28 protein-coding genes and 1 tRNA gene are annotated in these 26,265 nt (G+C 71.9%); 8 read left to right on the top strand and 21 right to left on the bottom strand.

The window, feature by feature from the left end:
• Positions 1–26 precede the first annotated feature (26 nt).
• The 3 genes from K8F61_RS00980 to K8F61_RS00970 all read right to left on the bottom strand — a co-directional run bounded on the left by K8F61_RS00980 (position 27) and on the right by K8F61_RS00970 (position 3,515).
• On the bottom strand, positions 27–1,313 hold the full coding sequence (locus K8F61_RS00980) for a PhoH family protein (RefSeq protein ID WP_231821593.1): 1,287 nt from the start codon (positions 1,311–1,313) through the stop codon (positions 27–29).
• 241 nt (positions 1,314–1,554) lie between these two features.
• Positions 1,555–2,679 (bottom strand): aminotransferase class V-fold PLP-dependent enzyme, encoded by a 1,125-nt coding sequence (locus tag K8F61_RS00975; protein ID WP_231820398.1) that lies wholly within the window; start codon positions 2,677–2,679, stop codon positions 1,555–1,557.
• Between the two features lie 53 nt (positions 2,680–2,732).
• Positions 2,733–3,515, bottom strand: a complete 783-nt coding sequence (locus K8F61_RS00970) for an isoprenyl transferase (protein WP_067245167.1) — start codon at positions 3,513–3,515, stop codon at positions 2,733–2,735.
• 118 nt (positions 3,516–3,633) lie between these two features.
• Between K8F61_RS00970 and trhA the strand changes: the two genes are divergently transcribed.
• Positions 3,634–4,371 carry a PAQR family membrane homeostasis protein TrhA gene (trhA, locus tag K8F61_RS00965; RefSeq protein ID WP_067245165.1) on the top strand — a complete coding sequence of 246 codons (738 nt, stop codon included), beginning with the start codon at positions 3,634–3,636 and terminating at the stop codon, positions 4,369–4,371.
• Here the strand turns inward: trhA and K8F61_RS00960 are convergent.
• Entirely contained in the window at positions 4,351–4,665 is a 315-nt protein-coding gene (locus K8F61_RS00960) for a hypothetical protein (RefSeq protein ID WP_067245164.1), read from the bottom strand. The two genes, trhA and K8F61_RS00960, sit on opposite strands and share 21 nt — an antisense overlap.
• 66 nt (positions 4,666–4,731) lie before the next feature.
• Between K8F61_RS00960 and K8F61_RS00955 the strand changes: the two genes are divergently transcribed.
• Positions 4,732–5,118 (top strand): DUF4307 domain-containing protein, encoded by a 387-nt coding sequence (locus tag K8F61_RS00955; RefSeq protein ID WP_231820397.1) that lies wholly within the window; start codon positions 4,732–4,734, stop codon positions 5,116–5,118.
• A gap of 97 nt (positions 5,119–5,215) precedes the next feature.
• The gene (greA, locus tag K8F61_RS00950) at positions 5,216–5,704 is read left to right on the top strand and encodes a transcription elongation factor GreA (RefSeq protein ID WP_067245160.1); all 489 of its coding nucleotides are present in this window, start codon (positions 5,216–5,218) and stop codon (positions 5,702–5,704) included.
• Between the two features lie 72 nt (positions 5,705–5,776).
• Here greA and ilvA read toward each other — a convergent pair whose 3' ends face one another.
• On the bottom strand, positions 5,777–7,090 hold the full coding sequence (gene ilvA / locus K8F61_RS00945) for a threonine ammonia-lyase (protein WP_231820396.1): 1,314 nt from the start codon (positions 7,088–7,090) through the stop codon (positions 5,777–5,779).
• Entirely contained in the window at positions 7,087–8,289 is a 1,203-nt protein-coding gene (locus K8F61_RS00940; protein ID WP_067245158.1) for an AI-2E family transporter, read from the bottom strand. The genes ilvA and K8F61_RS00940 overlap by 4 nt, the downstream gene beginning before the upstream one ends.
• Positions 8,290–8,388: 99 nt before the next feature.
• Between K8F61_RS00940 and K8F61_RS00935 the strand changes: the two genes are divergently transcribed.
• Both K8F61_RS00935 and K8F61_RS00930 read left to right on the top strand, forming a co-directional pair.
• The gene (locus K8F61_RS00935) at positions 8,389–9,741 is read left to right on the top strand and encodes a winged helix-turn-helix domain-containing protein (protein ID WP_231820395.1); all 1,353 of its coding nucleotides are present in this window, start codon (positions 8,389–8,391) and stop codon (positions 9,739–9,741) included.
• Positions 9,738–10,661 carry a hypothetical protein gene (locus K8F61_RS00930; RefSeq protein WP_231820394.1) on the top strand — a complete coding sequence of 308 codons (924 nt, stop codon included), beginning with the start codon at positions 9,738–9,740 and terminating at the stop codon, positions 10,659–10,661. Before K8F61_RS00935 ends, K8F61_RS00930 begins: the two co-directional genes overlap by 4 nt.
• 91 nt (positions 10,662–10,752) lie before the next feature.
• Here the strand turns inward: K8F61_RS00930 and K8F61_RS00925 are convergent, their stop codons facing one another.
• The 3 genes from K8F61_RS00925 to K8F61_RS00915 form a co-directional block, all read right to left on the bottom strand.
• A complete protein-coding gene (locus K8F61_RS00925; RefSeq protein ID WP_231820393.1) occupies positions 10,753–11,331 on the bottom strand; it encodes a LemA family protein in 579 nt (192 codons plus the stop codon).
• A 77-nt stretch (positions 11,332–11,408) separates the two neighbouring features.
• Positions 11,409–12,722, bottom strand: a complete 1,314-nt coding sequence (locus tag K8F61_RS00920; protein WP_231820392.1) for a D-arabinono-1,4-lactone oxidase — start codon at positions 12,720–12,722, stop codon at positions 11,409–11,411.
• A complete protein-coding gene (locus K8F61_RS00915; RefSeq protein ID WP_231820391.1) occupies positions 12,719–13,966 on the bottom strand; it encodes an alanine racemase in 1,248 nt (415 codons plus the stop codon). Before K8F61_RS00915 ends, K8F61_RS00920 begins: the two co-directional genes overlap by 4 nt.
• A 93-nt stretch (positions 13,967–14,059) precedes the next feature.
• Here K8F61_RS00915 and K8F61_RS00910 point away from each other — a divergent pair.
• A tRNA-Leu gene (locus K8F61_RS00910) sits at positions 14,060–14,132 on the top strand.
• 96 nt (positions 14,133–14,228) lie between these two features.
• Here K8F61_RS00910 and K8F61_RS00905 read toward each other — a convergent pair.
• The 3 genes from K8F61_RS00905 to K8F61_RS00895 form a co-directional block, all read right to left on the bottom strand.
• Positions 14,229–14,420 carry a hypothetical protein gene (locus K8F61_RS00905; protein WP_231820390.1) on the bottom strand — a complete coding sequence of 64 codons (192 nt, stop codon included), beginning with the start codon at positions 14,418–14,420 and terminating at the stop codon, positions 14,229–14,231.
• 385 nt (positions 14,421–14,805) lie between these two features.
• Complete coding sequence (locus tag K8F61_RS00900; RefSeq protein ID WP_231820389.1) at positions 14,806–15,414, bottom strand: GNAT family N-acetyltransferase; 609 nt, start codon at positions 15,412–15,414, stop codon at positions 14,806–14,808.
• The gene (locus K8F61_RS00895) at positions 15,411–16,016 is read right to left on the bottom strand and encodes a TetR/AcrR family transcriptional regulator (RefSeq protein WP_231820388.1); all 606 of its coding nucleotides are present in this window, start codon (positions 16,014–16,016) and stop codon (positions 15,411–15,413) included. Before K8F61_RS00895 ends, K8F61_RS00900 begins: the two co-directional genes overlap by 4 nt.
• A 164-nt stretch (positions 16,017–16,180) precedes the next feature.
• Between K8F61_RS00895 and K8F61_RS00890 the strand changes: the two genes are divergently transcribed.
• A complete protein-coding gene (locus K8F61_RS00890; RefSeq protein WP_219085873.1) occupies positions 16,181–16,780 on the top strand; it encodes a rhomboid family intramembrane serine protease in 600 nt (199 codons plus the stop codon).
• 52 nt (positions 16,781–16,832) lie between these two features.
• On the opposite strand, the gene K8F61_RS00885 is transcribed toward K8F61_RS00890, so the two are convergent.
• From K8F61_RS00885 to K8F61_RS00845, 9 genes are all read right to left on the bottom strand, one after another.
• Entirely contained in the window at positions 16,833–18,356 is a 1,524-nt protein-coding gene (locus K8F61_RS00885) for an NAD(P)/FAD-dependent oxidoreductase (RefSeq protein ID WP_231820387.1), read from the bottom strand.
• A 41-nt stretch (positions 18,357–18,397) separates the two neighbouring features.
• The gene (locus K8F61_RS00880) at positions 18,398–19,708 is read right to left on the bottom strand and encodes a S8 family serine peptidase (RefSeq protein WP_231820386.1); all 1,311 of its coding nucleotides are present in this window, start codon (positions 19,706–19,708) and stop codon (positions 18,398–18,400) included.
• A 10-nt stretch (positions 19,709–19,718) separates the two neighbouring features.
• Positions 19,719–20,252, bottom strand: coding sequence for a DUF501 domain-containing protein (locus K8F61_RS00875; RefSeq protein WP_219085870.1), 534 nt, complete (start codon positions 20,250–20,252; stop codon positions 19,719–19,721).
• 59 nt (positions 20,253–20,311) lie between these two features.
• Positions 20,312–20,881, bottom strand: coding sequence for an FtsB family cell division protein (locus tag K8F61_RS00870; protein ID WP_219085869.1), 570 nt, complete (start codon positions 20,879–20,881; stop codon positions 20,312–20,314).
• A 59-nt stretch (positions 20,882–20,940) separates the two neighbouring features.
• Entirely contained in the window at positions 20,941–22,221 is a 1,281-nt protein-coding gene (gene eno, locus K8F61_RS00865) for a phosphopyruvate hydratase (RefSeq protein WP_231820385.1), read from the bottom strand.
• A gap of 100 nt (positions 22,222–22,321) precedes the next feature.
• Positions 22,322–22,987, bottom strand: a complete 666-nt coding sequence (locus tag K8F61_RS00860) for an O-methyltransferase (RefSeq protein ID WP_231820384.1) — start codon at positions 22,985–22,987, stop codon at positions 22,322–22,324.
• 32 nt (positions 22,988–23,019) lie between these two features.
• A complete protein-coding gene (locus tag K8F61_RS00855; RefSeq protein WP_231820383.1) occupies positions 23,020–24,099 on the bottom strand; it encodes a CPBP family intramembrane glutamic endopeptidase in 1,080 nt (359 codons plus the stop codon).
• 56 nt (positions 24,100–24,155) lie between these two features.
• Positions 24,156–25,262, bottom strand: coding sequence for a DUF1648 domain-containing protein (locus tag K8F61_RS00850; RefSeq protein ID WP_231820382.1), 1,107 nt, complete (start codon positions 25,260–25,262; stop codon positions 24,156–24,158).
• On the bottom strand, positions 25,259–25,657 hold the full coding sequence (locus tag K8F61_RS00845) for a GntR family transcriptional regulator (RefSeq protein ID WP_231820381.1): 399 nt from the start codon (positions 25,655–25,657) through the stop codon (positions 25,259–25,261). Before K8F61_RS00845 ends, K8F61_RS00850 begins: the two co-directional genes overlap by 4 nt.
• A gap of 98 nt (positions 25,658–25,755) precedes the next feature.
• Here K8F61_RS00845 and K8F61_RS00840 point away from each other — a divergent pair, with 98 nt between their 5' ends.
• Complete coding sequence (locus K8F61_RS00840; RefSeq protein ID WP_231820380.1) at positions 25,756–26,226, top strand: DUF4442 domain-containing protein; 471 nt, start codon at positions 25,756–25,758, stop codon at positions 26,224–26,226.
• Positions 26,227–26,265 lie beyond the last annotated feature (39 nt).

Here is a 26,265-nt window from a genome sequence, read left to right as displayed (position 1 = left end):
AGTCCCGGCGGCCCCTCGTCGTCGGCTCAGCTGAGCTCGCCGCCCTCCAGGAGCTCGGTGACGAGCGCGGCGATCGCCGAGCGCTCGGACCGCTGCAGGGTCACGTGCCCGAACAGCTCGTGCCCCTTGAGCGTCTCGATCACGCTGGCGACGCCGTCGTGGCGGCCGACGCGGAGGTTGTCGCGCTGTCCGACGTCGTGGGTGAGCACGACGCGCGAGTTCTGCCCCATCCGGCTGAGCACCGTGAGCAGGACGTTGCGCTCCAGCGACTGCGCCTCGTCCACGATCACGAAGGCGTCGTGCAGGGACCGCCCGCGGATGTGGGTGAGCGGAAGAACCTCCAGGAGCCCGCGCTCGACGACCTCGTCGATCACGTTGGTCGACACCACCGATCCGAGGGTGTCGTAGACGGCCTGGCCCCAGGGGTTCATCTTCTCGCCCTGGTCGCCGGGGAGGTAGCCGAGCTCCTGCCCGCCGACGGCGAACAGCGGCCGGAAGACGATGATCTTCCGCTGCTGCTGCCGCTCCAGCACCGCCTCGAGACCGGCGCAGAGCGCCAGGGCCGACTTGCCGGTACCGGCCCGCCCGCCGAGGGAGACGATGCCGACCTCGGGGTCCAGGAGCAGGTCGATCGCGATGCGCTGCTCGGCGGAGCGCCCGTGCAGCCCGAACACCTCGCGGTCTCCGCGGACGAGCGCGAACTCCCCGTCCCCGGTGACCCGGCCCAGGGCCGAGCCGCGTTCGGAGTGGATGATGAGGCCGGTGTTGACGGGCAGGCCCGTCACCTGGTCGCTGGATCCGACCTCGCTCTCGTACAGGTCGCTGATCTCGTCCCCGGAGAGGTCGATCGGGGCGATGCCGGTCCAGCCCGAGTCCACGGCCTGCTCCGCGAGGTACTCCTCGGCGTTGATGCCGAGCGAGGCCGCCTTCACCCGCATGGGGAGGTCCTTCGAGACCACCGTCACGTCCTGGCCGTCCTGCGCGAGGTGCATGGCGACCGAGAGGATGCGGCTGTCGTTGTCGCCGAGGCGGATCCCGCTGGGGAGAACGGACTGATCGGTGTTGTTCAGCTCGACGCGCAGCGTGCCGCCCGAGCCGATCGGGACGGGGAAGTCCAGACGTCCGTGCTCGACGCGCAGCTCGTCGAGGTGACGCAGCGCCCGCCGCGCGAAGTACCCGATCTCGGGGTCGTGGCGTTTGCCCTCCAGCTCGCCGATGACGACGACGGGGAGGACGATGCTGTGCTCCGCGAAGCGGAAGAACGCCTGGGGATCGGACAGCAGCACCGACGTGTCGAGCACGTAGGTGCGCAGGTCCTGTCCGGGCGCGCCTTCCCCGCCGTCGCGGGTGCTGCGCTGGTGAGCTGCCTGAGTCTGCTGAGTGAACGGTGCGGCCACGACCCTCTCCCGACCCGGGGATTCCCGGTGTTAGGCGAGTCGACCAGGGCCACGAGTCGCGATCCTTCACGGCCGACTCGATCGGGCACCGTGCCCGATGCCATGACCGTACGACCGCGGGAGGACGCGACGCGACTCCGACACGCGGCAGCGTCGGTTAAGCGGAGATGAATTCCGCCGCCGTGGCGAGGGCGTCGTCGAGCAGCGCCACCGTGGGCTCCCCGGTACCGGCGTGCACGCCGAAGCGCACCCGGCCGTCGCGCACCGTCGCGGTGATCCCCGCGTCGGCGAGGACGCCGCCGAGACCGGCCGGATCCCGCGGCGCGAGCGCGACGACCCCGGCCCGTCTCGCGGGGTCCCGCGGCGAGACGACCGGCACCCGATGGCGGTCCAGCACGTCCAGGACGGCGTCCACCCGCTCCTCCACCCGCCGCGCCACGGCGCCGACGCCCGCCGCGGCGGTCTCGCTCACGGCGGCCGCGAGACGGCCGGCGGCCAGCGGATCGGGACTGCTCACCGCGTACGCGCGCCCGGTGGGCGCGGGGTCGGGGATCACGTCGGCGAAGTAGGCCGCGGCGGACGTCCCGGCGAAGCCGCTCAGCACCGGGGCGATCCGTTCCCGGGCGGAGGGAGCGAAGCGCGCGAACCCGGTGCCCCGGCCCGCACGCAGCCACTTGTACCCGTGACCGACCACGACGTCGGCGAGCGCCCAGTCCTCCGCCACGACGCCGAAGGACTGCACGGCGTCGACGATCAGGAGTCGATCCGGCCCGAGCGCTTCCCGCAGAGCCGCCAGATCCGCCCGGTGACCGGTGCGGAAGTCCACGTGGCTGACGGCGAGCGCGGTGACGTCGTCGTCGAGGGCGTCACGGACGGCGGCGGCCGTCACGACGGCCTCCGCGGGGCGGATCCACCTCGGCACCAGGGCGCCCCGCGACGCCTCGGCGGCGCGGGCGAGCGCCACGGTGATGCTCGGGAACTCGGCCGTGGAACAGACGACGTGGCCGGAGAGCCCCGCGAAGGCGTGCTGCAGAGCGGGGCCGGAGGCGGAGTGGAGGGAGATGTCGTCCTCCGCGGCCCCGAGGAGCCCGGCGAGTCCGCGTCGGGCCTCCCCCTCGCGCGCCCACACGGCGGCGAGCGCCGCCGGACGGCCGTCGGCCTGCCGTTCGGCGTCGGCGATCAGAGCGGTGCGGGCCGCCGGGGACAACGGGCCGAACGCGGCCCAGTTCAGGTAGCCGTCCGTGCCGGCGAAGGAGTCGACGTAGTCCTCGAGCGCACCCATCCGGCCATTCTGCCCGAGGGCGACCCGCGGTCGGGACGACCGGACGCGCGGCGTCACTTGCCGAAGCGGCGATCCCGGTCGGCGTAGTCGCGGATGGCGCGCAGGAAGTCCACCTCGCGGAGGTCCGGACCGAGCGCCTCGACGAAGTAGAACTCGCTGTGGGCGCTCTGCCAGAGGAGGAAGTCGCTCAGCCGCTGCTCGCCGCTCGTCCGGATGACGAGGTCCGGGTCCGGCTGCCCGCCCGTGTAGAGATGCTCCCCGATCATCTCCGGGGTCAGATGCGCGGCGAGGTCCTCGAGCGTGCCTCCGGAGGCCTCGTGCTGCACGATGATGCTCCGCACGGCGTCCACGATCTCGTTGCGCCCGCCGTACCCGACGGCCAGGTTCACGTGGAGCCCCGTGTTCTCGCGAGTGCGCTCCTCCGCGTCGGCGAGCACGCGGGCCAACGGTTCGGGGAGGATCTCGGCACGCCCCACGTGCTTCACCCTCCAGGTGGGCTGGTGCGACAGCGAGTCGGCGAGCTCACCGATGATCTCGATGAGGTCGGCCAGCTCCCGCGGGTCGCGCTTGAGGAGGTTGTCCGCGGAGAGGAGGTACAGCGAGACGACGCGGATCCCGAGGTCGTCGCACCACTGCAGGAACTCCCGCATCTTCGCCGCCCCGGCGCGGTGCCCGTGCGCGGCGGACTCGTAGCCGAGCTGACGCGCCCACCGCCGGTTGCCGTCGATCATCATCGCCACGTGATGGGGCATGGTCGCCGGGTCCAGGCGACGCCGCAGTCGCCGACCGTACAACCGGTAGAGCGGTCCGCTCCCCTGTTCTGACCGTGCACTCACTCCCCTACGCTACCGCGCGCGCCCCGCCTCCGCGGGGACGGTCGGAGGACCCGTACGGGCGAGCGTCGCCTGTGAATATGTGCCGATGACGGCATGGGCGGGCGCTTAGAGTGAGCAGATGAGCAGCGCGAACCCGAACGCCGCCCCCGACCTCCCTCAGCTGCCGCTCATGGAGGCTGCGGCCACGGACGCACAGGCGGACATCAAGCCGACCTGGCGAGGCTGGATCCACGCGGGCACCTTCCCCGTCGCGATCGCCGCCGGCGTCGTCCTCATCGTGCTCGCACAGGGGGTCCCCGCCAAGTGGGCGGCGGCCGTGTTCATGGCGACGTCCCTGCTGCTGTTCGGCAACTCCGCCGTGTACCACCGGTTCAACTGGGGTCCTCGGGTGAAGGTCGTGCTCAAGCGCATCGACCACGCGAACATCCTGCTCCTGATCGCGGGGACGTACACGCCGATCGCCGTCCTCGCGCTTCCCCCGGACAAGGGGATCCTCCTGCTGTCGCTCGTCTGGAGCGGCGCGATCCTGGGGATCCTGTTCCGCGTGTTCTGGATCCACGCGCCGCGCTGGCTGTACGTCGCGCTCTACCTGCTGCTCGGGTGGGCCGCGGTGATGTACATCGTGGACCTCGTCCTCGCGAACGTCGCGATGATGGTGCTCGTGTGCGTCGGCGGCGTGCTCTACACGCTCGGCGCCGTGGTCTACGCGATGAAGCGCCCGAACCCGTCTCCCGGCCACTTCGGGTTCCACGAGATCTTCCACGTGTGCACGGTCCTGGCGTTCCTCTGCCACTGGACCGCGTGCCTGCTCATCGCGTTGGCGCCGGCGTCGCCCTCACTCGGTCTTCCCGGCTGAGCCCCGCGGTCCGTCGCCTGCGGCGTCCTCCGGATCCACCGCCTGGTCGTCCGCCGTCGTCGCCTCCACGGCCGCGTCGGCCTGCGCCTCCGCGTCCAGCTCGGCACGGACCTCCTCGCGGTAGCGCACGCGGCGGATCCGGCGCTGCATGTCCCAGATGAGGACGACGACCCCGATCACCAGGATCGCGACGATCGCGAAGCCCCAGGGCCCCGGCGTCACCAGTTCCGGGTCCACCGTCGGTGTCGGGGTCGGAGACGGCGACACCGCCGCCCGCACGAGCGCATCGATCATGTGTCCGCCCTTCCTGGCCCCACGCGTTAGCCTGGAATCCAGCCTAACGATCGGAAGACCCCACCCGTGACCACGCCCGCCCAGCTCGACGAGCGCTACGGCCGCACCCGACGCGGCAGGCTTCCCTGGATCATCGGCGGCGCCCTCGCCGCGGTCGTGATCGTCGTCGCCGGATGGATCACCGTGCGCTCCACGGCGGATCAGGTCGACGTGACCGGCACGGGATTCGAGGTGCTCGACGATCACGCCGTGACCGTCTCCTTCCAGATCACCGCTCCGCGGGATCGCGACGTGCACTGCATCGTCGAGGCCCAGGACGAGGAGTTCGGCATCGTGGGATGGCGCGTGGTCGACTACCCGGCCTCCGCGGAGCACTCACGGGCGTACACCGAGAAGGTCCCCACCGTCGCTCTCGCGACGACGGGTTTGGTTAACACCTGCTGGGTCGAATAGGCTCGTCACGATCAACGACGCCCCGGCACGGTGCCGGGGCGTCTTGCCATATCCCCGCAGGCCGTCGCCGCAGGGATCCGAATTAAGGAGTATCGCCGTGTCGAACGACGCTCAGGTCCCCTTCCTCACTCAGGACGCGTACGACCGCCTCGTCGCCGAGCTGGAGCACCTGTCCACCGTCGGCCGCGAGGAGATCGCCAAGCGCATCGAAGCGGCTCGCGAGGAGGGCGACCTCAAGGAGAACGGCGGGTACCACGCCGCCAAGGACGAGCAGGGCAAGCAGGAGGCCCGGATCCGCACCCTGGAGCAGCTGCTGAAGACCGCCAAGGTCGGCGAGGCGCCGGCCAGCCGCGGCATCGTGGAGCCCGGCACCGTCGTCACCGCCATCGTCGCGGGCGGCGAGGAGGTCTTCCTCCTCGGCAGCCGCGAGATCGCCGGCGGCACGGACCTCGACGTCTACAGCGAGGCGAGCCCGCTGGGCAGCGCCATCCAGGGCCTCAAGGTCGGCGAGAAGACCTCGTACGAGGCCCCGAACGGCCGGATGATCGACGTGGAGATCGTCAAGGTCGAGACCTTCGCCGGCTGACGCTCTCCGCGGCGCCTGCCCGCACGACACCGCCCCTCTCCGATCCGGAGAGGGGCGGTGTCGTGTGCGCGGTCAGTCCGGGACGACGATCGGCTCGAAGCCTGCGGCCCGCAGCGTGTCGAGCGTGAGCTCGGAGTGCTCGGGGCCCCGCGTCTCCACGCTGAGCTCCAGGATGACGTCGCTGATCTGCAGTCCGTGTCCGTGGCGGGTGTGCATGGCCTCGATGACATTCGCGCCGGCCTGCGCGATGAGCTCCGACACGCGCGCGAGCTGTCCCGGCCGGTCCGGAAGGGGGATCCGGATCGTGAGGTAGCGGCCCGAGGCCGCAAGGCCGTGGGAGACGATCCGCTGCAGCAGGAGGGGGTCGATGTTGCCGCCGGACAGGACGGAGACCGTCGTCCCGGTGCCCGTCACCTTGCCGGCCAGGATCGCCGCGACGCCGACGGCCCCCGCAGGCTCCACGACGACCTTCGCCTGCTCCAGCAGGACCAGCAGCGCGCGGGCGATGTCGTCGTCGCTGACGGTGACGACCTCGTCCACGAGCTCCCGGGCGATCTCGAACGGCACGTCCCCGGGCTTGGCCACGAGGATCCCGTCCGCGATCGTCGGGCGGGTGACGATCTCGACGGGCTCCCCCGCTCCGAGGGAGGGCGGCATGGCGGCGGCGTTCTCCGCCTGCACGCCGATGACGCGCACGGTGCGACCCGCCCGCGCCGCCGACGCCTTGACGGCCGCGGCGACGCCCGCGATCAGGCCGCCCCCGCCGATGCCCATGATGACGGTGTCGACCTCCGGGACGTCCGCCACGATCTCCAGTCCGAGAGTGCCTTGCCCGATGACGACGTCGCGGTGGTCGAAGGGGTGGATGAGGACCGCGCCGGTGCGTTCGGCGAACTCCGCGGCCAGCCGCAGCGAGGTCGCCACGGTCTCGCCCTCCAGCACCACGTGGGCGCCGTAGCCGCGCGTGGCCAGGAGCTTGGGCACCGGGACGCCGATCGGCATGAAGATCGTCGCGCGGATCCCCAGGGCCTGCGCGGCGAGCGCGACGCCCTGCGCGTGGTTCCCGGCCGATGCGGCCACGACCCCGCGTGCCCGTTCCTCGGCGGTGAGCCGTGACAGGCGGTGCACGGCGCCGCGGATCTTGAACGACCCGGTCCGCTGCAGGTTCTCCATCTTCAGCAGGACGGGCGACCCCAGGACGTCTCCGACGGCGCGCGACGGCAGCGTCGGCGTGTGCGTGACCACGCCGTCCAGTCCGCGCGCGGCCTCCTCGATCTCCGCCAGGGACGGTACCGCGGTCGGGGTCGATCCGGGCCGGGGATCCGTGTGGTCGTTCTGCACCGTGTGCTCGCTCCTCGTCGTCGTGGTCGGGTCCGCGGGGGTCATCGAGCCTCCCCGCTGCGTGGTCGTCGTGGGGCGGGGACGGTCCGCCAGATGTAGTCGCCGTGCGGATCGGCGCCGGTGCGCCAGGCGCCGCTCGCGATCGTCACCGCCGCGACGTTCGCGAACGCAGCGAGGGGCACGGCGAACAGAGCGCCGGGGATCCCGGCGATCATCGCACCGCCGGCCACGACGAGGACGACGGCGAGCGGATGCACCTTGACGGCCGAGCCCATGAGGATCGGCTGGAGCACGTGCCCCTCCAGCTGCTGGACGCCGAGGACCACCACGAGCATCCACAGGGCGATCCATGGCCCGTTGTAGACGAGGGCCAGGAACACCGCGAGCGCCCCGGTGACAACGGCCCCGACGATCGGGATGAAGGAGCCGAGGAACACCAGGACCGCCACGGGCACGGCCAGCGGCACCCCGAGCAGGAAGGCGCCGAGCCCGATGCCGGTGGCGTCGATCGTCGCCACCAGCAGCTGGGTCCGCGCGTAGTTCATCACCGTCGCCCAGCCGTTGCGTGCGGCGGCGTCCGCGGCGGGACGCCCGGCCTTCGGGAAGAGCTTGAGCGTCCAGCGCCAGATCCCGGCGCCGTCCGCGAGGAGGCAGATGAGGATGAACAGCGCGAGCACCGCGCCGGTCGCGACGTGCCCGAAGGTCGTGCCGATGGCCAGGGCGCCGGACCACAACGCCTCACCCTGCTCCTGCAGCAGGGCCATGCCCTGGTCGATGTACGCCTCGATCTGCGCGGCGGACAGGTGGAAGGGCCCCTCGATGAGGAAGGTCCGCAGATCCTCCACCGCCGTCGCGGTGCGGGCCTGGACCTCTCCCCACTGCTGGCGGATCTGCCAGATCGCCAGCCACAGCAGACCCACGACGATGACCAGGGTGCCGACGAGCGACACGGTCACCGCGAGCCAGCGCGGGAACCGCTTCCGCAGCATCCACGCGAACGCCGGCCACAGCAGAGCGGTCACGAGGATGGCGACCATCAACGGGATCACGAGGAGCTTCAGGAGCATGATGAGCCAGATCAGCACTCCCGCGGCGGCCGCGATCACCAGGAACCGCCACGAGTACGCGGTGGCGATGCGCAGACCGGAGGGAAGTCCCTGGTCCACCTCGCCGGACACGGTGCGATTCTGGAGCAGCTCGCGCAGGCGCTGACGGCCTGTCTCGTTCGAACGCCGGTCGCTCATCCGCCAAGTCTACGGGCAGGCCCCGGCTCGTGCGGGCGTGCACGACCACATGCGCCGGGCCCCGCGGCGGTGTCGGAGCCGGCGGGTACGCTGGCCCGCGTGACCGACACCCTCAGCTCCGCCGAGGCCCGGCGCGTCGCCCTCGGCGCGCAGGGCCTGTCCCGACGACGTCCCGCATCCCCGCAGGCACGCCACCTGCACACGGCGATGCAGCGCATGGGGGTGCTGCAGATCGACTCGGTCAACGTCTTCGCCCGGTCGCACTACCTGCCCCTGTTCTCCCGCCTCGGCGCGTACGATCCCGCCGTCCTGGACCGTGCGTTCCTGCGCCCCTCGTCCCGGTACGTCGAGTACCTGGCGCACGAGGCGACCTTCGTCCCTGCGGACGACTGGGCCCTGTGGCGCTTCCGGATGGACGACTTCCGCGCGAAGTACGGCGGGGACGCCTACCGGGGGTCTCCGCGCACGCTGGACGCCGTGCGCGCCGAGCTCCGCGAGCGCGGCCCCTCCCGACCGGCCGACATCCGCGGGGAGGCACCGCGTCCCCGCGGGCCCTGGTGGGACTGGGACGAGGTCAAGCACGCCCTGGAGTTCCTCTGGCGCGTCGGGGAGGTCGCGATCGCCGGGCGCGTGGGTTTCGAGCGGCGCTACGCCCTGGCCGAGGACGTGATCCCCGCCGAGGTCCGCGCCCGGGAGATCCCCCGGGAGGACGCGGTGCGCGAGCTCGTGCGTCGGGCCGTCCGCGCGCACGGAGTGGGCACGGCCGCCGACATCGCCGACTACTACCGCCTCCGGGACCGGGCGCTGGTGCAGCGGTCGCTGCGGGATCTCGAGGACGCCGGCGAGGTCCGTCCGGTGCGGGTCCGGGGGTGGGAGCGCGCCGGACGCGCGCTGCCTGCGTGGATCCACGCGGAGGCGGTCCTCCCCCGTCGCATCGACGCGACGGCCCTGCTGACCCCGTTCGACCCCGTGGTGTGGTTCCGAGAGCGTGCCCTGCGGGCGTTCGAACTGGACTATCGGATCGAGATCTACACCCCGGCCCACAAGCGCCGTTACGGCTACTACTCCCTCCCCGTGCTCGTCGGGGACCGGATCGCCGCGCGGGTGGACCTGAAGGCCGAGCGTGCGACCGAGACCCTGCGCGTGCAGTCGGCCTGGTGGGAGCCGCAGGCCCGCCCCGCGGAGGACGCGCCCCGCATCGCGGAGGAGCTGCGTCTCGCCGCCGCCTGGCAGCGGCTCGCTCACCTGTCGGTCTCGCACTGGGGCGACGCGAGCGACGACCTCGCGGATGCGCTCCGCGTCGGCGGCACGGTCTCTCGCCACGCCGTCGATCGACGCCCTCCGCACTCGAGCGGGACGCCGTCGGGATCCCCGACGGCCTCCGAGGACCGAGAGCCCGACGACGCGGCGCGCGAGGTCGACGACGCGGACGAGACGGAGCCCGCGGCGTGACGTCCGCCCCGGCTCGGTCCCGCCGAGGGCGGCTCGTCGCGATCGCTCTGACGCTCCTGGTGCTGGTCGGCGGGGGCGCACTCTGGTGGTCGGTCTCCCGGCCGCCCGCATCGGCGGCGGACACCGCGCTGGCGGCCTTCCGCGCGATCGCGGACGGAGACGCGGAGGCGGTCAGGGCCTTCGGCGTCGGGGTCGACGAGCGTGCCGCGGACGCGCTGGAGGCCGCGCGCGAGCGTCCGAGCGCGCCCCGCGTCCTCACCGCGTCGGAGCGCGGGGACGAGGCGCGGGTCCGCGTGTCCTTCACGCTGGACGGCCGGGAGCACGAGACGGACGCGCGGCTCGAACGTCGGGACGGCGCGTGGAGGCTGACGGACGCGCCCGTCGGCGGGCTGCTCGTGTCCCGCCCCTGGGGCGGCGCCCGGATCGGCACGACGCCGCTCGGCGAGGCCGATGATCCGGTGGCACTGCTTCCCGGCGTCTACGACGTGGCCTCGGCGCCCGCTTCCCTCGTGTCGGGCGAGGTGCGCGCGGTGGTGCTCCCCGGTGAGGAGGCCGCCGTCTCCCTGCGCCCGCGGCTCACCGAGGAGGGCGTCGCGAGCGCCCGTGCGCAGCTCGAGGACTATCTGACCGCCTGCACGCAGACGGCGTCCGCCGGGTCCCCGCCCGAGAACTGCGGGATCCGGGTGCCCTGGGCCGCCGACCTGTCGACGCTGGATCGCCTGAGCTTCCGCATCGAACGGATGCCGGCGCTGGAACTGGACCCGCCGTCGTTCTCCGCCACCGGCGGCGTCCTCGTCGCGACCGCCGAGGGGACGGACCGCGCCGGGTCCGCGGCGTCGGTCACCTACCGGACGGACGCATGGAACGTCTACGGCGACGTCCGTGTGGACGCAGAGGTGATCCGGCTCGCCGTGCGCTGAGCCGATCACGCGGCTCGGAACGCGTCCGGGGAGACGCGCAGAGGTCCCGCGCCCTCTTCGGACGCGGGACCTCTCGCGGGCGGTTCTCGCCTCAGAACTGGACGCGCGGCGGCTCGGCGATCGCGGCGCCGTCCACGACCTCGAAGAACTCCCGTTCGGAGAATCCGAGGTTCCGTGCGAACAGGTTGTTCGGGAAGACCTTGATCTTCGTGTTCAGCTCGCGGACGCCGCCGTTGTAGAAGCGGCGCGATGCCTGCACCTTGTCCTCGGTGTCGACGAGGGCGTGCTGGACCTGCAGGAAGTTCTGGCTGGCCTGGAGCTGCGGGTACGCCTCGGCGACCGCGAACAGGCTCTTCAGTGCCTGCTGGAGGTGTCCTTCGGCGACCCCCGCCTCCGCCGGGCCGTTCGCCGAGAGCGTCTCGGCGCGCGCGCGGGTGACGTTCTCGAACACGGCCTTCTCGTGCGCGGCGTACCCCTTCACCGTCTCGATGAGATTGGGGATGAGGTCGGCGCGCCTCTTGAGCTGCACGGTGATGTCGCTCCAGGCCTCGTCCACGCGGACGTTGAGCTGCACGAGCGAGTTGTACGTCGACCACAGGTAGATGCCGACGACGACGGCCAGGACGACGATCACACCGACGACGATGAATACCGGAATGAGCCCTTCCATGGATCCCGGCCCCCCTTTCAGCTCTTTCGGCCCATCCTATCCCCGCGGCCCCGAACGCCCGCTGGACGCCGATGCGGTCAGTCGCCGAGCACCCGCGTCAGGTAGGCGTTCCCGAAGCGCCGCTCCGGGTCGAGCCGGTCGCGGAGCGCGACGAAGTCGTCGAAGCGCGGGTAACGCTCCCGGAGCGCGTCGCGATCCAGACCGTGGAGCTTGCCCCAGTGCGGGCGTCCGCCGTGGTCCAGGCAGATCCGCTCGACGGCGTCGAAGTACTCCCGTGGGTCGTGCCTCCAGTACCGGTGGACGGCGATGTACGCGCTGTCTCGGCCGTGCGCGGTCGACAGCCATCGGTCGTCGGCCGCGGCGAAGCGCACCTCGACGGGGAACTCGATCCGCCATCCACGCCGTGCGATGTGAGCGCGGATCTCCTCGAAGGCGGGCACCACCTGGTCTTTCGGGAGGGCGTACTCCATCTCCCGGAAGCGGACGGTGCGCCGCTGCGTGAGCACGCGGTGGGAGAGGTCCGTGTACTCGCGGTTCCCGGTCAGTCTCACCGCGAGACGGTTGAACGGCGCAGTGATCGGCGACGCCACGACGCCGGCGGCGCACACGAGCCGGTAGACCCCGTTGGACAGCAGCGTCTCGTCCACCCACCGGCCGACCGGCGGCAGCGGATGGCGCACCGCCGATTCGGGCAGCCGCTCGGTCGTCTTCGTGAGCGCCACGTCCGTGTGCGGGAACCAGTAGAACTCGAAGTGGTCGGCGTCCGCCGCGAGCTCGTGCACGCGCTCCAGCGTCTCCTCCAGCGGCGCCGGCGCGTCGACGGCGTGCATCACGAACGCGGGGACGCACTGGAGGGTGACCTCGACGAGCACCCCGAGTGCGCCCAGGCCCAGGGCGATCGCGGGCAGGAGCTCGGGCTGATGCTCCTCGTCGACGCGCAGGAACTCCCCCGAGGCGGTGATGAGCGTCGCCCCGACGACCTGGGTCGCGAGCCCGCCGAACCCTGTCCCCGTGCCGTGCGTGCCGGTCGAGATCGCCCCCGAGATCGACTGCCGGTCGATGTCGCCGAGGTTCTCCATCGCGAGCCCGTACGGGGCGAGGAGCCGCGGGATCCGGTGCAGCCGGGTTCCGGCGAGGAGCGTCACCCGGCGCCGGGCCTCGTCGACGGCGGTCACGCCCTGGAGGTCGTCCAGCTCGAGCAGGACGTCCGGGCCGACGGCGATGCCGGTGAAGCTGTGACCGGCGCCGACGGCCTTCACCCGCAGGCCCTGGCGGGCCGCGGCGACGACCGCGCGCTGCACGCCCTCGGGCGTGCGGGGACGCTCGACCCGCACGGGACGGACGGACGCGGTCCGCCCCCAGTTCTGCCAGATCCCGCCGGGACGTGTCACAGGAACGCCTTTCCCTCGCCGCGATAGGTGGGCAGCTCGTCGACGACGCGATCGCCGTCGACGAGGTGGTACCGGTCGAGGCGCTCGGAGGCCTCTCCGCTCTTGGCGTGACGGAACCATACCCGGTCCCCGGCGCGGAGCTCCGCCGCCGCCGGCCCCTGGAGGGGTGTCTGCACCTCTCCCGCGGCCTCCCTCGTCATCGTGCGCAGCCCCTCGGGCCAGACCGCCCGCGGCTGGCGCGACGCGAGCGCGGGTCCCGACGCGATCCACCCGCCGCCCAGGACCGTGGCGATGTCTGGCGCCGGCCGACGGACGACGTCGAACGCGATCGCCGCGGCGGGAGCCGGATCGAAGGCCCGGTAGCCGTCGAAGAGATGGCCCGCGAGGAGTCCGCTTCCCGCCGTGATCTCGCTGAGCGCGTCGTCGGCGCCGGAGAACTCGAGCGACCCGGTGCCGCCGCCGGTGACGAACTCCAGCGGCACGAGCGAGCGCACGGCGTCGGCAATCGCGGTGCGGCGGACCCGGAGCTCCTGTCGCGACCGCGCCTGCACCGAGCGGATCAGCGCGTCGCCGCTGCCGGTGTCGTCGCCCTGGCCGGCGATCTGCGCCTCGTACATCTGCAGGCCGACGAGGCGGAACCCGTCCCTCTCGGCGACCGCCCGCGCGAACCGCAGGGTCTCGACCGGATCATGCAGCGGCGAGCGGCGGACGCCGACATGGCCGAGGGCGGCCGTCCGCCAGGACGCGTCCACGTCGATCGCGACGCGGACCGGCGGACGCCCGCGCGGCGGGGCGACCGCATCGATGAGATCGAGGTGCTCGACCGCGTCGACCATGAGCGTGATGCGCGAGGCTGCCTGCTCGTCCGCCAGCAGGCGGGCCAGCGTCGTCCGGTCGACCGTCGGGTACGCGACGACGATGTCGTCGTGGTCCTCGGCGAGCCACAGCGCCTCGGGGAGAGTGAAGGCGAGCAGCCCGCGGTAACCGGGGACCCGCAGTGCCGCATCGATCACGGCGCGGACCCGGACCGACTTCGTCGCGATCCGGATCGGTCGTCCACCCGCGCGCACGACCATGTCGAGGGCGTTGTACCGGAGCGCGGCGAGATCGATCACGCCCACGGGCGCGGGCAGGTGCGCCGTCGCGGCGGTCAGGCGCGGCCACCAGGAGGCCGGGTCGTGCCACGGCGGACGAGCGGGGCGCGGCGCCGGAGAGCCGACTCGGTCACCGATGAGGTCGAGCACTCCCCCACCATAACGGCCTTCCGGTCGGGGCCGCGCCGGGCGCCGACGCACCGAGCGGCGGCGGCTAGGCTCGGAGCGCCGTCCGTCACGGACGCCCCCGTAGCCCAACGGCAGAGGCAGGCGACTTAAACTCGCTTCAGTCTGGGTTCGAATCCCAGCGGGGGCACGGTAACAAGGTGTTGACAACGGGGTGGGGCACCAACGCGGCCGGACAAACCGGCATCGGTCGCGACTCCACCGACGAGTACCGATTCAACTGCGGCTAGCCAATCTGGATGACGGTCTCACGTTCGTTGAGTCGCCAAGGCACCTGATAGGGCGTCATAAAGGTCCCGTTCTCGTAGTGGGGACTCGTCTCATCGAGGTACGCATGAGCTTCCGCCTCGTTGTCGAAAACGCCGAGGATGTTGTCGGGTCCGCCGTCGTGATAAACGATCCACACCGCCTTCTGCATACCAGCACGGTACCCGCACGGGTGGAGGAACGTCAGCTAGCCGAGCCTCCACCCGTCGCGAGAAGACGCCGAATGCCATCACCCGCCCGCCCGACGACGGCCAAGCTCCCCCACCAGACGCAGCTGCCCTTATGGGGAAGCACTTATTGTGCGCGTATGCATGGCGCAATATTCTGGCCGGCACCGACGAACCCCAATCGAACTCCCGTCGGATACACGGAGGGTTATCCCCAGCAATCCTCGCGTGAAGTGGCCCCGACAGTACGGCGCCCCCAAGCCGGTCGGGGCCACACCCACGCATGAAACCCCGACACATTCGCCACCGGGTGAGGCGAAGACCCGGAACGAAGGCGCGTTGCGGGATGGGGAGACGTCGGGCTCGCGCTCAGCCCGTATCGCCCGACCGCACGCGGCGCAGACCCATGGAGACGTATGCGGAGAAGCCCGCCCGCTTCGCGAACGGGACGCGTCGCCGCTGCGTCTCGGCGAACCCGAGCTTCGCGTACAGTCCGAGCGCGGGGGCGTTGGTGTCTTTGATGTCCCGCAGCACGACCTCGTCCGAGGACGACTCCAGGAGTCGACGCAGGAGCGCCGTGGCCACGCCCTTGCCCTGATGCTGCGGCGCCGTCGTGACATAGGCGATCTCCATGAGACCCGGACGCGCGTCATCGTGGGCTCCCATGAACTGCCGCCGGACGATCCAGTAGCAGACGAGCCCGTGCACCGGACCGAGCACCCGCTGGAGATGACGCCGATCGGGCGCGAAACACTCCTGAGCCCCTTCGGTGACGACCGCGACCGCCGCGGGCTCGCCGTCGACGAGCGCGACGTGGAAGCGCTCCAGGATCAGCATGGGCCCGAAGGCCGCGACGAGCACCTCCCTGTCCGCGGAGAAGAAGGCGAAGTCCTCGGCGAACCCGTCGACGAGCACCCCGGCGACCCGGTCCCGGTACGACTCCCCCCGCTCGTCCGCGCGTGCGACGTCTATTCTCATCGGTCGCCCCCTTCCATCAGCCGGAGGATGAGGTCGACATCCGCCGGCGGCGTTCTCGCGCCCAGTGCAGCGCGCATCATCGTGAGGCCCGTGAGTATGGCGAAGTAGTGGGCGGTCATCCGCTCGGGGTCTCCCGATGCGATCTGTGTCGCCGCCTGTCCCCGTTCGACGAGCGCGGCGAACGACCGCCAGAGCGCGTTCTGCGTCTCGGCGAGCCGCGCGGTCGCGCCCTCGGGCGTATCCGTCGTGAACGCCTGGTTCATCAGGACGGAGAACTCGACCGCTCCGTCGTCCGCTGCGAGATCCGCCACATACGCCTCTGTGAAGGAGCGGATCACCTCGATGGGATCGCCCTCCGACGAGAACTCGGCGGCGGCCGCCGCGAGCCCGGTCGTGGCCTGGTCGAGGAGCGCGTCGAAGAGCTGTTCCTTGCTGTCGTAGTGCCGGTAGATCGAGCCGATGCTGAGGCCCGCCTCGTCAGCGATCTGCCGGATGCTCGCGGCCGCGAAACCACGATGCGCGAACACCCGCACGGCGGCGGTCTCCACGGCGGAGCGTGTCGCCGAGCGCAGCGCCTCGTTCTGCTCCGTCGTCCGCGGCATGACTCTCCTTTCAAATGAACATTCGTTCACTTTATGCCAGGACGATGAGGACCGCAACTCGGGGCGCCGCCCGTTGCCGGGACTCGCACGACCCTTCGCTAGGCTGAGGCGTCTCGGGGCGGAGTCGGGCGTGCCCCGGATCGTCGAACTCCACGGAGGTGCACATGAGCGATCCCCGCCCCCGTCGCACCTCGGCCCTCGCTCCACTGCTCGCCCCCGTCGTGCTGCTCGCCGTGATGTGGGCCGTTCAGATCGCCGACGCGGTGCTTCCGGGCAGCTTCACGGTGTGGGGGCTGCGGTCCTGGGACCCGAGCGGCCTGCCCGGCATCGTCGTCGGGCCGCTGCTGCACGCGGGCTGGGCGCATCTCATCGGCAACAGCCTGCCGTTCCTCGTTCTCGGCGCGCTCGTGGCGGTGGAGGGGGCCGGCCGGTTCTGGCTCGTGACCGTCGTCGTGGCCGTCGTCGGCGGTGCCGGGACCTGGCTGCTGAACCCGCCGGGAACCGTGACCGTGGGTGCGTCAGGACTGGTCTTCGGCTTCTTCGCCTACGTGCTCTGTCGCGTCCTCGTCGCCCGGTCCGTGGGGCATCGGATCGCCTATGCTCTCGTCGCGCTCGTCGTCATGGCGTTGTACGGGGGCTCCATGCTCGCGGGCATCGTCGCGGCGCCCGCCGGAGTCTCGTGGCAGGCGCACCTGTTCGGGGCGATCGGCGGCATCGTCGCCGCCCTGCTCACCCGACCGCGACGCACGAGTCCCACCCCCTGACACGGGGAACGCCCCGGTCCTCGCGGGTCCCGGGGCGTTCTCCGTCAGGCGGTCAGCTCGCAGCCGCCTCGGCCTTCTTCGGCGCGGACTTCTTCGCCGGAGCCTTCTTCACGGGCTTCGCCTCATCCGCCGGCTTCGCCTCGTCCGCGGGCTTCGCCGGCGTCGCGGCCTTCGCCGGTGCCTTCTTCGCGGGCGCCGCCTTGTCCGCCGCCGGGGCCGCCGCCTTGGGCGTGGCCGAGGGCGCCGCGTCCGCGGCCGGGCGCGGCCGCGCCGCGAACTCCTCGAACACGTAGCGCGGGTTCTGCACCGTCTCGAGGTTCACGAGGTCGCGACCGAGCCACAGGTTGTGCCACCAGCCCCACAGCACGCGCCACTTGCGCTCCCACGAGGGGATCGCCAGACCGTGGTATCCGCGGTGCGCGACCCAGGCCACGAAGCCCTTCAGCGCGATCTTGCCGGACTGGAAGACGCCGTTGTACAGACCGAGACCGGCCACGGCGCCCAGGTTCTTGTGGACGTACTGCTTGGTCTCCTCACCGCGCAGGACGGCGACGAGGTTCTTCGCGAGCAGCTTGGCCTGACGGACCGCGTGCTGGGCGTTGGGCACGCAGTAGCCGCCCACGCCGCCGCCGGTCAGATCCGGCACGGCCGAGACGTCGCCCGCGGCCCACGCACCCTCGACGGCCTCCTCCTCGGTGCCGACGCGCAGGTCGGCACGCGTGCGGATGCGGCCGCGCTCCTCGACGGGGAGGTCCCCGCCGCGGACGACCGTCGGGTTCGCCATCACACCGGCGGTCCACACGATGAGGTCCGTCGGGATCACCTCGCCGGTGGAGAGCTCGACGTTGCCGTCGATCGCACCGGTCACCTGGGTGTCGAGGTGCACGTTCGCGCCGCGCTTGGCGAGATCCTTGAGCACCCACTCGCTCGTCTTCAGCGACACCTCCGGCATGATCCGGCCCATCGCCTCGATGAGGTGGAAGTGCGTGTCCTCGAACGAGATCTGCGGGTACTTCGACACCAGGGCGGACGAGAGCGAGCGCAGCTCCGCGAACACCTCGATGCCGGCGAAGCCGCCGCCCACGACGACCACGCTGAGCAGGCGGTCCCGCTCGGGCCCGGCCGGGAGGGACGCGGCCTTGTCGAAGTTCGACATCAGCTTGTCGCGGATCGCGACGGCCTCCTCGATCGTCTTCAGGCCGATCGCGTTGTCCGCGATGCCCGGGATCGGGAAGGTGCGCGACACCGCGCCGGCGGTGACCACGATGTGGTCGTACGCGAACTCGTACGGCTCGCCGGCGGGCGGCGTGACGGTCGCGACCTTGTTGGCGTGGTCGATGCCGGTGACCTTGGCGGTGACGACGTGGGTCCGCTTGAGGTGGCGACGGTGTGCGACGACCGAGTGGCGCGCCTCGATCGAGCCCGCGGCGACCTCCGGCAGGAAGGGCTGGTAGGTCATGTAGGGCAGCGGGTCGACCATCGTGACCTCGGCCTCGCCCTTGCGCAGGTGCTTCTCCAGCTTCCAGGCGGTGTAGAACCCCGCATAACCTCCGCCGACAATCAGGATCTTGGGCACAGAAGAATTCTTCGCCACAGGGGGACAACTCCTCGTCGTCGTCAGGGACTTGGCGTGCGTCGGGCGCGCGCCGATCGGATGCGCCGGGCAGCTGCGGTGACGCCAAGCCCGATAAGAATACCAGGCAGAGTGACCGCGATGAGCGGCAGGGTACCGTACAGCAGCGAATCGGCGCTGGGGATCAGCGGGGAACCGGACACCGTGGGCGGTTCGGCGGCCTCCAGCGGCGGGATGCTCACCGGCGCGCTGGTCGGCTGCGGGACCTCCGGAGCCTCGCCGCGCCGGTGCAGCCGGATCCACTCCGTCAGCTCGTCCTTCGGGCTCGTGTCCACGGGGTCCACGGCCGCGTTCACAGCCGCCTCGGCGTCGACGAGACCGTACCCGTACAGCGGGTCGGGCCGCTGCGTGGCGGCCGGCGCCGGACGGGCCGTGCGGGTGATCCGGTTGATCACGTCGCCGGCGTCGAGGTCCGGGTGCGCGGCGCGGACCAGGGCGGCGATCCCCGCGACGATCGGTGCCGCGCCGCTGGTGCCGTTCCACGACTTGACCTCGCCGTCGGCGGCGATGCCGAGCAGCCCCTCGCTCGGCGCGGACACGCCGATCGTGATGCCCTGCGTCGAGGCGGAGCGGCTCGCCATCCCGTGCTGGTCCACGCCGCCGACCGTGAGCACGCCCGGGATCGTCGCCGGGGCGCCGACCTGGGTCGTCCCGCTGCCGCGGTTGCCGGCGGCCACGACGACGACCACGTCGTGCTCATAGGCGTAGAGGAAGGCCTCGTCCCAGCTCGGGTCCCAGTCGAGCGTGTTGGTCGTGAAGGACAGGTTGATGACGTCCGCGCCGTGGTCCACGGCCCACACCATCGCATCGGCGACCTGCTTCGCGAACGGCACCGGCGCCGAGGAGCCGAATCCGAGAGAGATCGAGAGCAGGTCGGCCTCGGGCGCCACGCCGATCATCCCGCTGCCGTCGGCTTTCGGGCGCGCGGCGGCCAGCGACGCCACGAACGAGCCGTGATCGCTGTCCAGCGGCCCCACCGGCGTTCGTCCGTCGGGACTGCCGAGGTCCGAGACGTCGGTGCCGCCCTTGACCGCGACATCGAAGGCGGGTCCGCGGGCGACACCGGTGTCGATCACCGCGATCGTCACGCCCGCGCCGCGGGTGACCGCCCAGGCGTCCCGGATCTTCGCCCCGTCCAGCCAGTACTCGGCGGTCTGCACCGGGTCCGTCGTCGGGGTGGGCGTCGGGCTCGGGGTGGGGCTCGGCGTGGTCGCGATGAGCAGGGTGGACGCGGCGACCACGATGGCCGCCAGCGTTGTGCGCAGCAGGACCCGCGCTCCCCCCGTCGCGTTCATGGCGTCCTGGTCACTCCCCCGCAGGACCGGTTCCCGCGGCTGCGGGCTCATCGCACTCGCAGCGCTGCGGCGACCACCGCGAGCGCCGCAGCGCCTCGTCGCCGAGCGGGTTCACGCCGGGGCCCGCCGCGAGGGCATGACCGGCGAGGGCGTGCAGGCACTTCACGCGCGTGGGCATCCCGCCCGCCGAGACACCCGCGATTTCCGGGACCTCGCCGTACTGCGCACGGTCGGCGAGGTAGGAGTCATGCGCCCGACGGTAGGCGTCCGCGACCTCCTCGTCGTCCAGCATCGCGGCGATCTCGGGCATCACCTGGCCCGCCTCGAGCGCCGACATGGCGGCGGTGGCAGCGGGATGCGTGAGGTAGTAGAACGTCGGGAACGGGGTGCCGTCCGCCAGGCGCGGGGACGTCGCGACCACCGTCGGGTTGCCGCACACGCAGCGCGCGGCGATGCCGACGACCCCGCGCGCGGCGCGTCCGAGCTGTGCGGAGACGACGGCGATCTCAGCGTCCGTGGGCGGAGCGAAGGCGGGGGCGGTCACCCCTCCAGCGTACGGGAGGCGGCTGTGATCTCCGTGAGGACCGCCGGGCTCCGAAGGGCTCAGGGGGCCGGGGTCTGGTCGCCCTGCGCGGGCTCCCCGGACGAGCCCGCGGGGGCTTCGGTCGCGGTCCGGGCCAGGCCCGCCGCGGTGAGCGAGCGCAGCAGCTGCGGCGCCCAGTCCGAGGGCTTCTCCTCGATCGTGTCGCTGACGGGCTCGGGGTCGCGCGGAACCGCCGCGGGATCCAGGTCGTCGTCCACGAGGTAGACGACCTCGCCCGGACGGAAGTAGTAGAGGCGCTCGCGCGCCTGCGTGGTGATGTAGGCCGGATCGTTCCATCGCTCGCGTTCGAGCTCGAGCTCGGCGATCCGGTCCTTGCTGACCTGCACGGACTGCTCGAGCGCGGCGATCTTCTGTCGCTGGTCGAGGTACGTCCCGAGGGTCGGCACGAGCACCCAGGCCCCCAGGATCACCAGCGACAGCATGATGACCATGAAGCCGGACAGCCGGATCCCGCCCACCCAGCCGCGCGCGTCGATCCCGGCGGCGCTGGAGCGGCGTCCCGCCCGAGCCGCAGCCTGCGGGCTGCGCCGCTCCGGGGACGCCGAAGGGGGAGCCGGCCGTCGTGCCATGACTCCCCCTTCGTCGAGATCCGTGCGGGTCGGAGACCCTCGTCCGTTCGCGGCCCCGATCAGGCCGTGAAGCGCGGGAAGGCGGATCGCCCGGCGAACACCGCGGCGTCGCCCAGCTCCTCCTCGATGCGCAGAAGCTGATTGTACTTCGCCACCCGCTCGCTCCGGGCAGGCGCACCGGCCTTGATCTGGCCCGCGTTGGTGGCGACCACGAGGTCCGCGATCGTGGTGTCCTCCGTCTCGCCGGAGCGGTGCGAGAGCATCGCCGTGTAGCCGGAGCGCTGCGCCAGGCTGACCGCGTCGAGGGTCTCGGTGAGCGTGCCGATCTGGTTGACCTTCACGAGCAGCGAGTTCGCGACGCCGCGCGAGATGCCGTCCGCCAGGCGCTGCGGGTTGGTGACGAAGAGGTCGTCGCCGACGAGCTGCACCTTGGTGCCCAGGGCGTCGGTGAGGGCCTTCCAGTTGTCCCAGTCGTCCTCGGCGAGCGCGTCCTCGATCGTGACGATCGGGTAGTCGTTCACCAGGCCGACGTAGTACTCGGTGAGGGCCGCGGCGTCCCAGTCCTTGTTGTCGAGGCGGTACACGCCGTCGGCGAAGAACTCGGTGGCCGCGACGTCCAGGCCGAGCGCGATGTCGGCGCCCGGGGTGAAGCCGGCCTTCTCGATGGCCTTGACGAGGAAGTCCAGCCCCTCGCGGTTGCTGGGCAGATCCGGGGCGAAGCCGCCCTCGTCGCCGAGCCCGGTGGCGTATCCGGCGGCCTTCAGCTCGGCCTTCAGCACGTGGTACGTCTCCACGCCCCAGCGCAGCGACTCGGCGTACGTCTCGGCGCCGATCGGGGCGAGGAAGAACTCCTGCATGTCGATGCCGTTGTCGGCGTGCTCTCCGCCGTTGATGACGTTGAACAGCGGCACGGGCAGCACGTGCGCGTTCGGGCCGCCGAGGTAGCGGAACAGCGGGAGGTCCGCGGAGTCGGCCGCCGCCTTGGCCACGGCGAGGCTCACGCCCAGGATGGCGTTGGCGCCGACACGCTTCTTGTTGTCGGTGCCGTCGACCTCGATGAGGATCTCGTCGACGATGCGCTGCTCGCTCGCCTCGACGCCCTCGATGGCGGGGCCCAGCTCGTCGATGACGGCCTCGACCGCCTTCTGCACGCCCTTGCCCGCGTAGCGGCCCTTGTCGCCGTCGCGCAGCTCGTACGCCTCGAAGGCGCCGGTCGATGCACCGGAGGGGACGGCGGCGCGCTGCACGATGCCGTCATCGAGGAGCACCTCCACCTCGACGGTCGGGTTGCCGCGTGAGTCGAGAATCTCGCGGGCGCCTACAGCCTCGATCAGTGCCACGGGTGTGCTCCTTGCTCGCAGGGGTGGAAGGGGGTGGAGCGGCGTCGGTCCGTGGGCCAGTCTAGCGACGCCGCGCCGATCCGAACGGCGAGGACGCGGATCAAAGGACGACGGCGATCGCGATCCCGTCCCAGCCCTTCATCCCCACCGTCTGCAGCGCCGTGGCGTCGAAGCGGGGGTCCTCGCCCAGCATGATCAGCCCCTCCCGGGTCCCCACGACCTTGGGGTCCGCGCTGTCGGGGTCGACGATGTCCCCGTCCCGGCCGATGTTGTCGAGGACGACGACGGTGCCGGGACGGCCGAGCCGGGCGGCCCAGTCCAGGTACAGCGTGTTGGACTCCTTGTCCGCGTCGATGAACACCAGGTCGAACGGCTCCTCCCGGATCAGCGTGGGGAGCACGTCCGCGCCCCGTCCGATCCGGATGTCCACGACGCCCCCGACGCCGGCCGCGTCGATGCTGGCGCGGGCGACGCGCGCGTTGCCCGGCTCGGCCTCGATCGTGACGACCCGGCCGCCGTCCCCGACCGCCCTGGCCATCCAGATGGTCGAGTAGCCGCCCAGCGTGCCGATCTCCAGGACCCGTCGCGCCCCGCTCATCCGGATGAGGAGGCCGAGGAGCTTTCCGGACACCGGTGCGACCTCGATCGCGGGCATGCCCGCCGCCTGCTGCGCGGCGAGGGCGGCCTCCAGGGCGGGATCGTTCCCGACGAGGGTGTCGGCGAGGAAGTCGTCGGCGGCGCGCCAGTTCTGCGGAGTGGGTTCCATATGCTCAGCCAACTGCGCCGCTCCCCCGCCGGTCAAGCCTCTCGGTTCGGGGCGCTGCCCGGTGTTCCGGGGTCCACGGCGGCGTCCCGGGGCCCCGGAACGGACCCCGAAACCCTCGCCGGGGCGAGGGACGGCTGTCGGCGGAACTGCCCGGTGACCGCGAGGACCACGATCACCAGCGCGCAGACGATCCAGCCGGCGACGCCGAGCGGACCCGCCAGCGCCATGTCGAACGTCGTGCCGGCGAGGAAGAACCACCCGATCATCGCGCCCGAGGCGTTCAGCGCGCCGTGCGCGAACACCGCCGGCCACACCGAGGCGGAGCGCAGGCGCAGCCACCCCAGCAGGACGCCCCACGCGACGGCGCCGCCGATCATGAACAGCACGCCCGTGAGGTCCGTGCGACCGAAGTTGTACCCGAGCAGCACCACCGGGGCGTGCCAGAGACCCCAGACCACCCCGCTGACCAGCAGCGCCGGCCACGTGCCGTACCTCCGCAGCGCGGGAACGAGGAAGCCGCGCCAGCCGAGCTCCTCGCCGAAGGCGACGAGCGCGTTGATCGTCGCGGCGGCGATCGGGATGGACAGCAACTGCGAGAGGATGACGACGATGGGCGGCGGGAGCGGCGTGCCCTCCGGCACCGAGGCTTCCAGGACCTGCGCGAACCCGGAGAATCCGGCGAGGTCGAGCTGCACCCAGCCGCACGCGGCCGCGACCGCGACCGAGGCGGCGACGAGCAGGATCGGCGCGAAGAGCGCGATCACGCTCAGCCAGACGACCCGCTTGGCGGGGCGCAGCGGCCACATCCCGAGGAACCGCAGACGCTCCCCGCGCGGCACCGGGCGCAGGATCAGCATCACGAGCACGGCGGCGATCGCGGGCGTGAACATCATGAGCGACGCGAGGAGGCCGAACATCGGGCTCGCCAGCCCGTCGCCCAGCCACAGCGGGAGCGCGACGAGCCAGGCCAGCCCCAGCGCCAGCACGAGGAACGCGAGGGTCGGACCCAGACCGACCCGGAACGGCTCCCTCGGCCCGCCGCTCGCGGGAACGGGCCCGGGGGCGCCGGGCGCAGCGGGAACGGGCGGCTCGGGAACGGGCGGATTCGTCATGCGGACTCCCTCTCGTCGGTGCTCATGTCTCATCGGTGCTCACGTCTCATCGGTGCTCACGTCTCGTCGGTGCGCGACGCTCTCTCCCCGCGCCCTTCCGACCCCGGGCCCTTCGCGGCCCGCAGGGTCTCCAGTACGGCGGCCGCCTCCCGTGCCCCGTCGACCGTGACCACGAACACGGTCCCGCCGACGCGGGTGACCTGCAGCGCCTCGCCCGCGCGCAGCACCACCCCGCGGCGACCGTCCATGGCCAGCCGCCATCCCCACCCGCCGAACTCGGCGAACGGGTTGAGGGGCACGACCTCCACCCGCGCGATGTCGGCGATCGGGATCCGCGTGTCGGGCCAGCCCACCACCGACCGGACCCGGAGGCCGTCGGCGTTGACCCGCACGCGGAAGGCGAAGCCGGACCCCGCAGCCACGAGGACGAGGAGCGTCGCGACGACCATGATCGCCGCGGGCCACCATTCGCCGGTGTCCGCGGCGGTCGCGACGATGTAGGCCGTCAGCCCGGCCATCAGCAGCACCGCGACCCCGACGACCACCTGCCCCGCCCTCGCCATCGACGCGGAGCCGAACCAGACGACGCGCTCTCCGGCGCCGAGCGGCACGGTCCCGGGATCGGCGGGGCGGGGCTGCGCAGGCGCCACGTTCGGCTGCAGGAACCAGCCGATCACCGCGACGACAGCGAGGATCCCGAACCCCGCGAACGTCCACGGCATGATCTCCGGCGCGTCCGCGGCGTCGTCCAATCCGCGCTGCACGCCCGCCGTCACGAGCGAGAGCACGCCCATGAACACGCTCAGGCCGAGGTTCATGGCGCCGAGGAAGCGGGCGGTGACCGACCACTGAGGCTGACCCGTCCGATCCGAGACCACACCGCCCCCGCCGGACAGCATCGCGGGCGGCAGGCGGTGCGCGAACAGGGCGGTCGCCGCGAACAGGAGCACCAGGGCGATGCCGATGAGCGGGGTGATCAGCAGCATCGGCGGCGGCGCGAACCCGTCGGGGCCGCCGCCGGACCAGTGCACGGCCACAGGGTCCGGCAGCTCGGACAGCCACGCGGCCACCGTGCCGAAAGAGACCCCGAGGATGCCGAGCGGCACGATCACGCCGACCCAGACGAAGGCGGCGCGGGCGCGGCGGATGTCGGTGTCGCTCATGCGTTCTGCTCCTGGGTATCGGGGCGGCGGGGTGCGGGGGCGCGCCGCAACGCGGGTTCCTGGACGAGCGCCGCGAGCGCCCCGGCCGAGAGGCCGAGCGCTGCGGCCCGGTCCACCAGAGCCCGGATGTCGTCGTGCAGCTCCTGGAGGGTCGCGGCGGAGGAAGCGATCACCGCTCCCCGGCCGCGGCGCAGATCGACGAGCCCCTCGTCACGGAGCTGCTGATAGGCGCGCAGCACGGTGTGCACGTTGATGCCCAGCCCCTCCGCGACCTCTCGGGCGGAGGGGAGACGGTGACCGGGCCGCAGGGATCCGAGCAGGACGTCCGCGCGCACGGACGCGGCGATCTGCTCGAAGATCGGCCGGGTGCTCTCCTCGTCGATCCTGATCAGCATGCCACCCCCTTCCTTCAATTAATCTAGTGCAAATAGAACTATTGTCTCTACCCTCCAGAGAAGTCGGAGACGGACCCGTCACGATCCACACTGGATCCATGCGCATCACCCCTCGCCGTCTCGCCGTGGGCATGAGCCTGTGGATCCCCAACCTCTTCAGCGGCATCCGCGTCCGCCGGTTCAGCGACGACTGGACCCACGCGACCGTGGAGCTGCACGTCAACGCCTTCACCCGCAACTACGTCAAGACCGCCTTCGGCGGATCCATGTCCGCGATGACCGACCCGTACTTCTTCATGCTCGTCATGCACCAGCTCGGCCGGGACTACGTGGTGTGGGACACCAAGGGCGAGATCGAGTTCCTCAAGCCGGGACGCGGGGTCCTGACCGCGCAGTTCCACGTGCCGACGGAGCAGGCGGACCGGATTCGGGAGCGAGCGCGGGGCGGCGCCAAGGTGCTGGAGTGGTTCGAGACGGAGATCACCGACCGATCCGGCGACGTCGTCGCGCGGGTCCGCCGCGAGGTCTACGTCCGCGAGAAGAAGCGGGTGACCGCCGCCCGCGCCTGAACACCGGGCACGACACCGCCCGTTCACCGCGTCGTGCCA

Origin of the sequence: Microbacterium resistens (assembly GCF_021172025.1) — a bacterium.
Classification (GTDB): domain Bacteria; phylum Actinomycetota; class Actinomycetes; order Actinomycetales; family Microbacteriaceae; genus Microbacterium; species Microbacterium resistens.
The sequence above is the reverse complement of the archived record's forward strand: the minus strand, read 5'-3'. Positions and strand labels throughout refer to the sequence as shown.

Excerpts from the sequence above, each read along its gene's own strand:
- K8F61_RS00975 (WP_231820398.1), bottom strand. The coding sequence starts at position 2,679 with ATGGGTGCGCTCGAGGACTACGTCGACTCCTTCGCCGGCACGGACGGC.
- trhA (WP_067245165.1), top strand. The coding sequence starts at position 3,634 with ATGAGCAGCGCGAACCCGAACGCCGCCCCCGACCTCCCTCAGCTGCCG.
- K8F61_RS00960 (WP_067245164.1), bottom strand. The coding sequence starts at position 4,665 with ATGATCGATGCGCTCGTGCGGGCGGCGGTGTCGCCGTCTCCGACCCCG.
- ilvA (WP_231820396.1), bottom strand. The coding sequence starts at position 7,090 with ATGACCCCCGCGGACCCGACCACGACGACGAGGAGCGAGCACACGGTG.
- K8F61_RS00940 (WP_067245158.1), bottom strand. The coding sequence starts at position 8,289 with ATGAGCGACCGGCGTTCGAACGAGACAGGCCGTCAGCGCCTGCGCGAG.
- K8F61_RS00925 (WP_231820393.1), bottom strand. The coding sequence starts at position 11,331 with ATGGAAGGGCTCATTCCGGTATTCATCGTCGTCGGTGTGATCGTCGTC.
- K8F61_RS00905 (WP_231820390.1), bottom strand. The coding sequence starts at position 14,420 with ATGCAGAAGGCGGTGTGGATCGTTTATCACGACGGCGGACCCGACAAC.
- K8F61_RS00900 (WP_231820389.1), bottom strand. The coding sequence starts at position 15,414 with ATGAGAATAGACGTCGCACGCGCGGACGAGCGGGGGGAGTCGTACCGG.
- K8F61_RS00895 (WP_231820388.1), bottom strand. The coding sequence starts at position 16,016 with ATGCCGCGGACGACGGAGCAGAACGAGGCGCTGCGCTCGGCGACACGC.
- K8F61_RS00890 (WP_219085873.1), top strand. The coding sequence starts at position 16,181 with ATGAGCGATCCCCGCCCCCGTCGCACCTCGGCCCTCGCTCCACTGCTC.
- K8F61_RS00880 (WP_231820386.1), bottom strand. The coding sequence starts at position 19,708 with ATGAACGCGACGGGGGGAGCGCGGGTCCTGCTGCGCACAACGCTGGCG.
- K8F61_RS00870 (WP_219085869.1), bottom strand. The coding sequence starts at position 20,881 with ATGGCACGACGGCCGGCTCCCCCTTCGGCGTCCCCGGAGCGGCGCAGC.
- K8F61_RS00860 (WP_231820384.1), bottom strand. The coding sequence starts at position 22,987 with ATGGAACCCACTCCGCAGAACTGGCGCGCCGCCGACGACTTCCTCGCC.
- K8F61_RS00855 (WP_231820383.1), bottom strand. The coding sequence starts at position 24,099 with ATGACGAATCCGCCCGTTCCCGAGCCGCCCGTTCCCGCTGCGCCCGGC.
- K8F61_RS00850 (WP_231820382.1), bottom strand. The coding sequence starts at position 25,262 with ATGAGCGACACCGACATCCGCCGCGCCCGCGCCGCCTTCGTCTGGGTC.
- K8F61_RS00845 (WP_231820381.1), bottom strand. The coding sequence starts at position 25,657 with ATGCTGATCAGGATCGACGAGGAGAGCACCCGGCCGATCTTCGAGCAG.
- K8F61_RS00840 (WP_231820380.1), top strand. The coding sequence starts at position 25,756 with ATGCGCATCACCCCTCGCCGTCTCGCCGTGGGCATGAGCCTGTGGATC.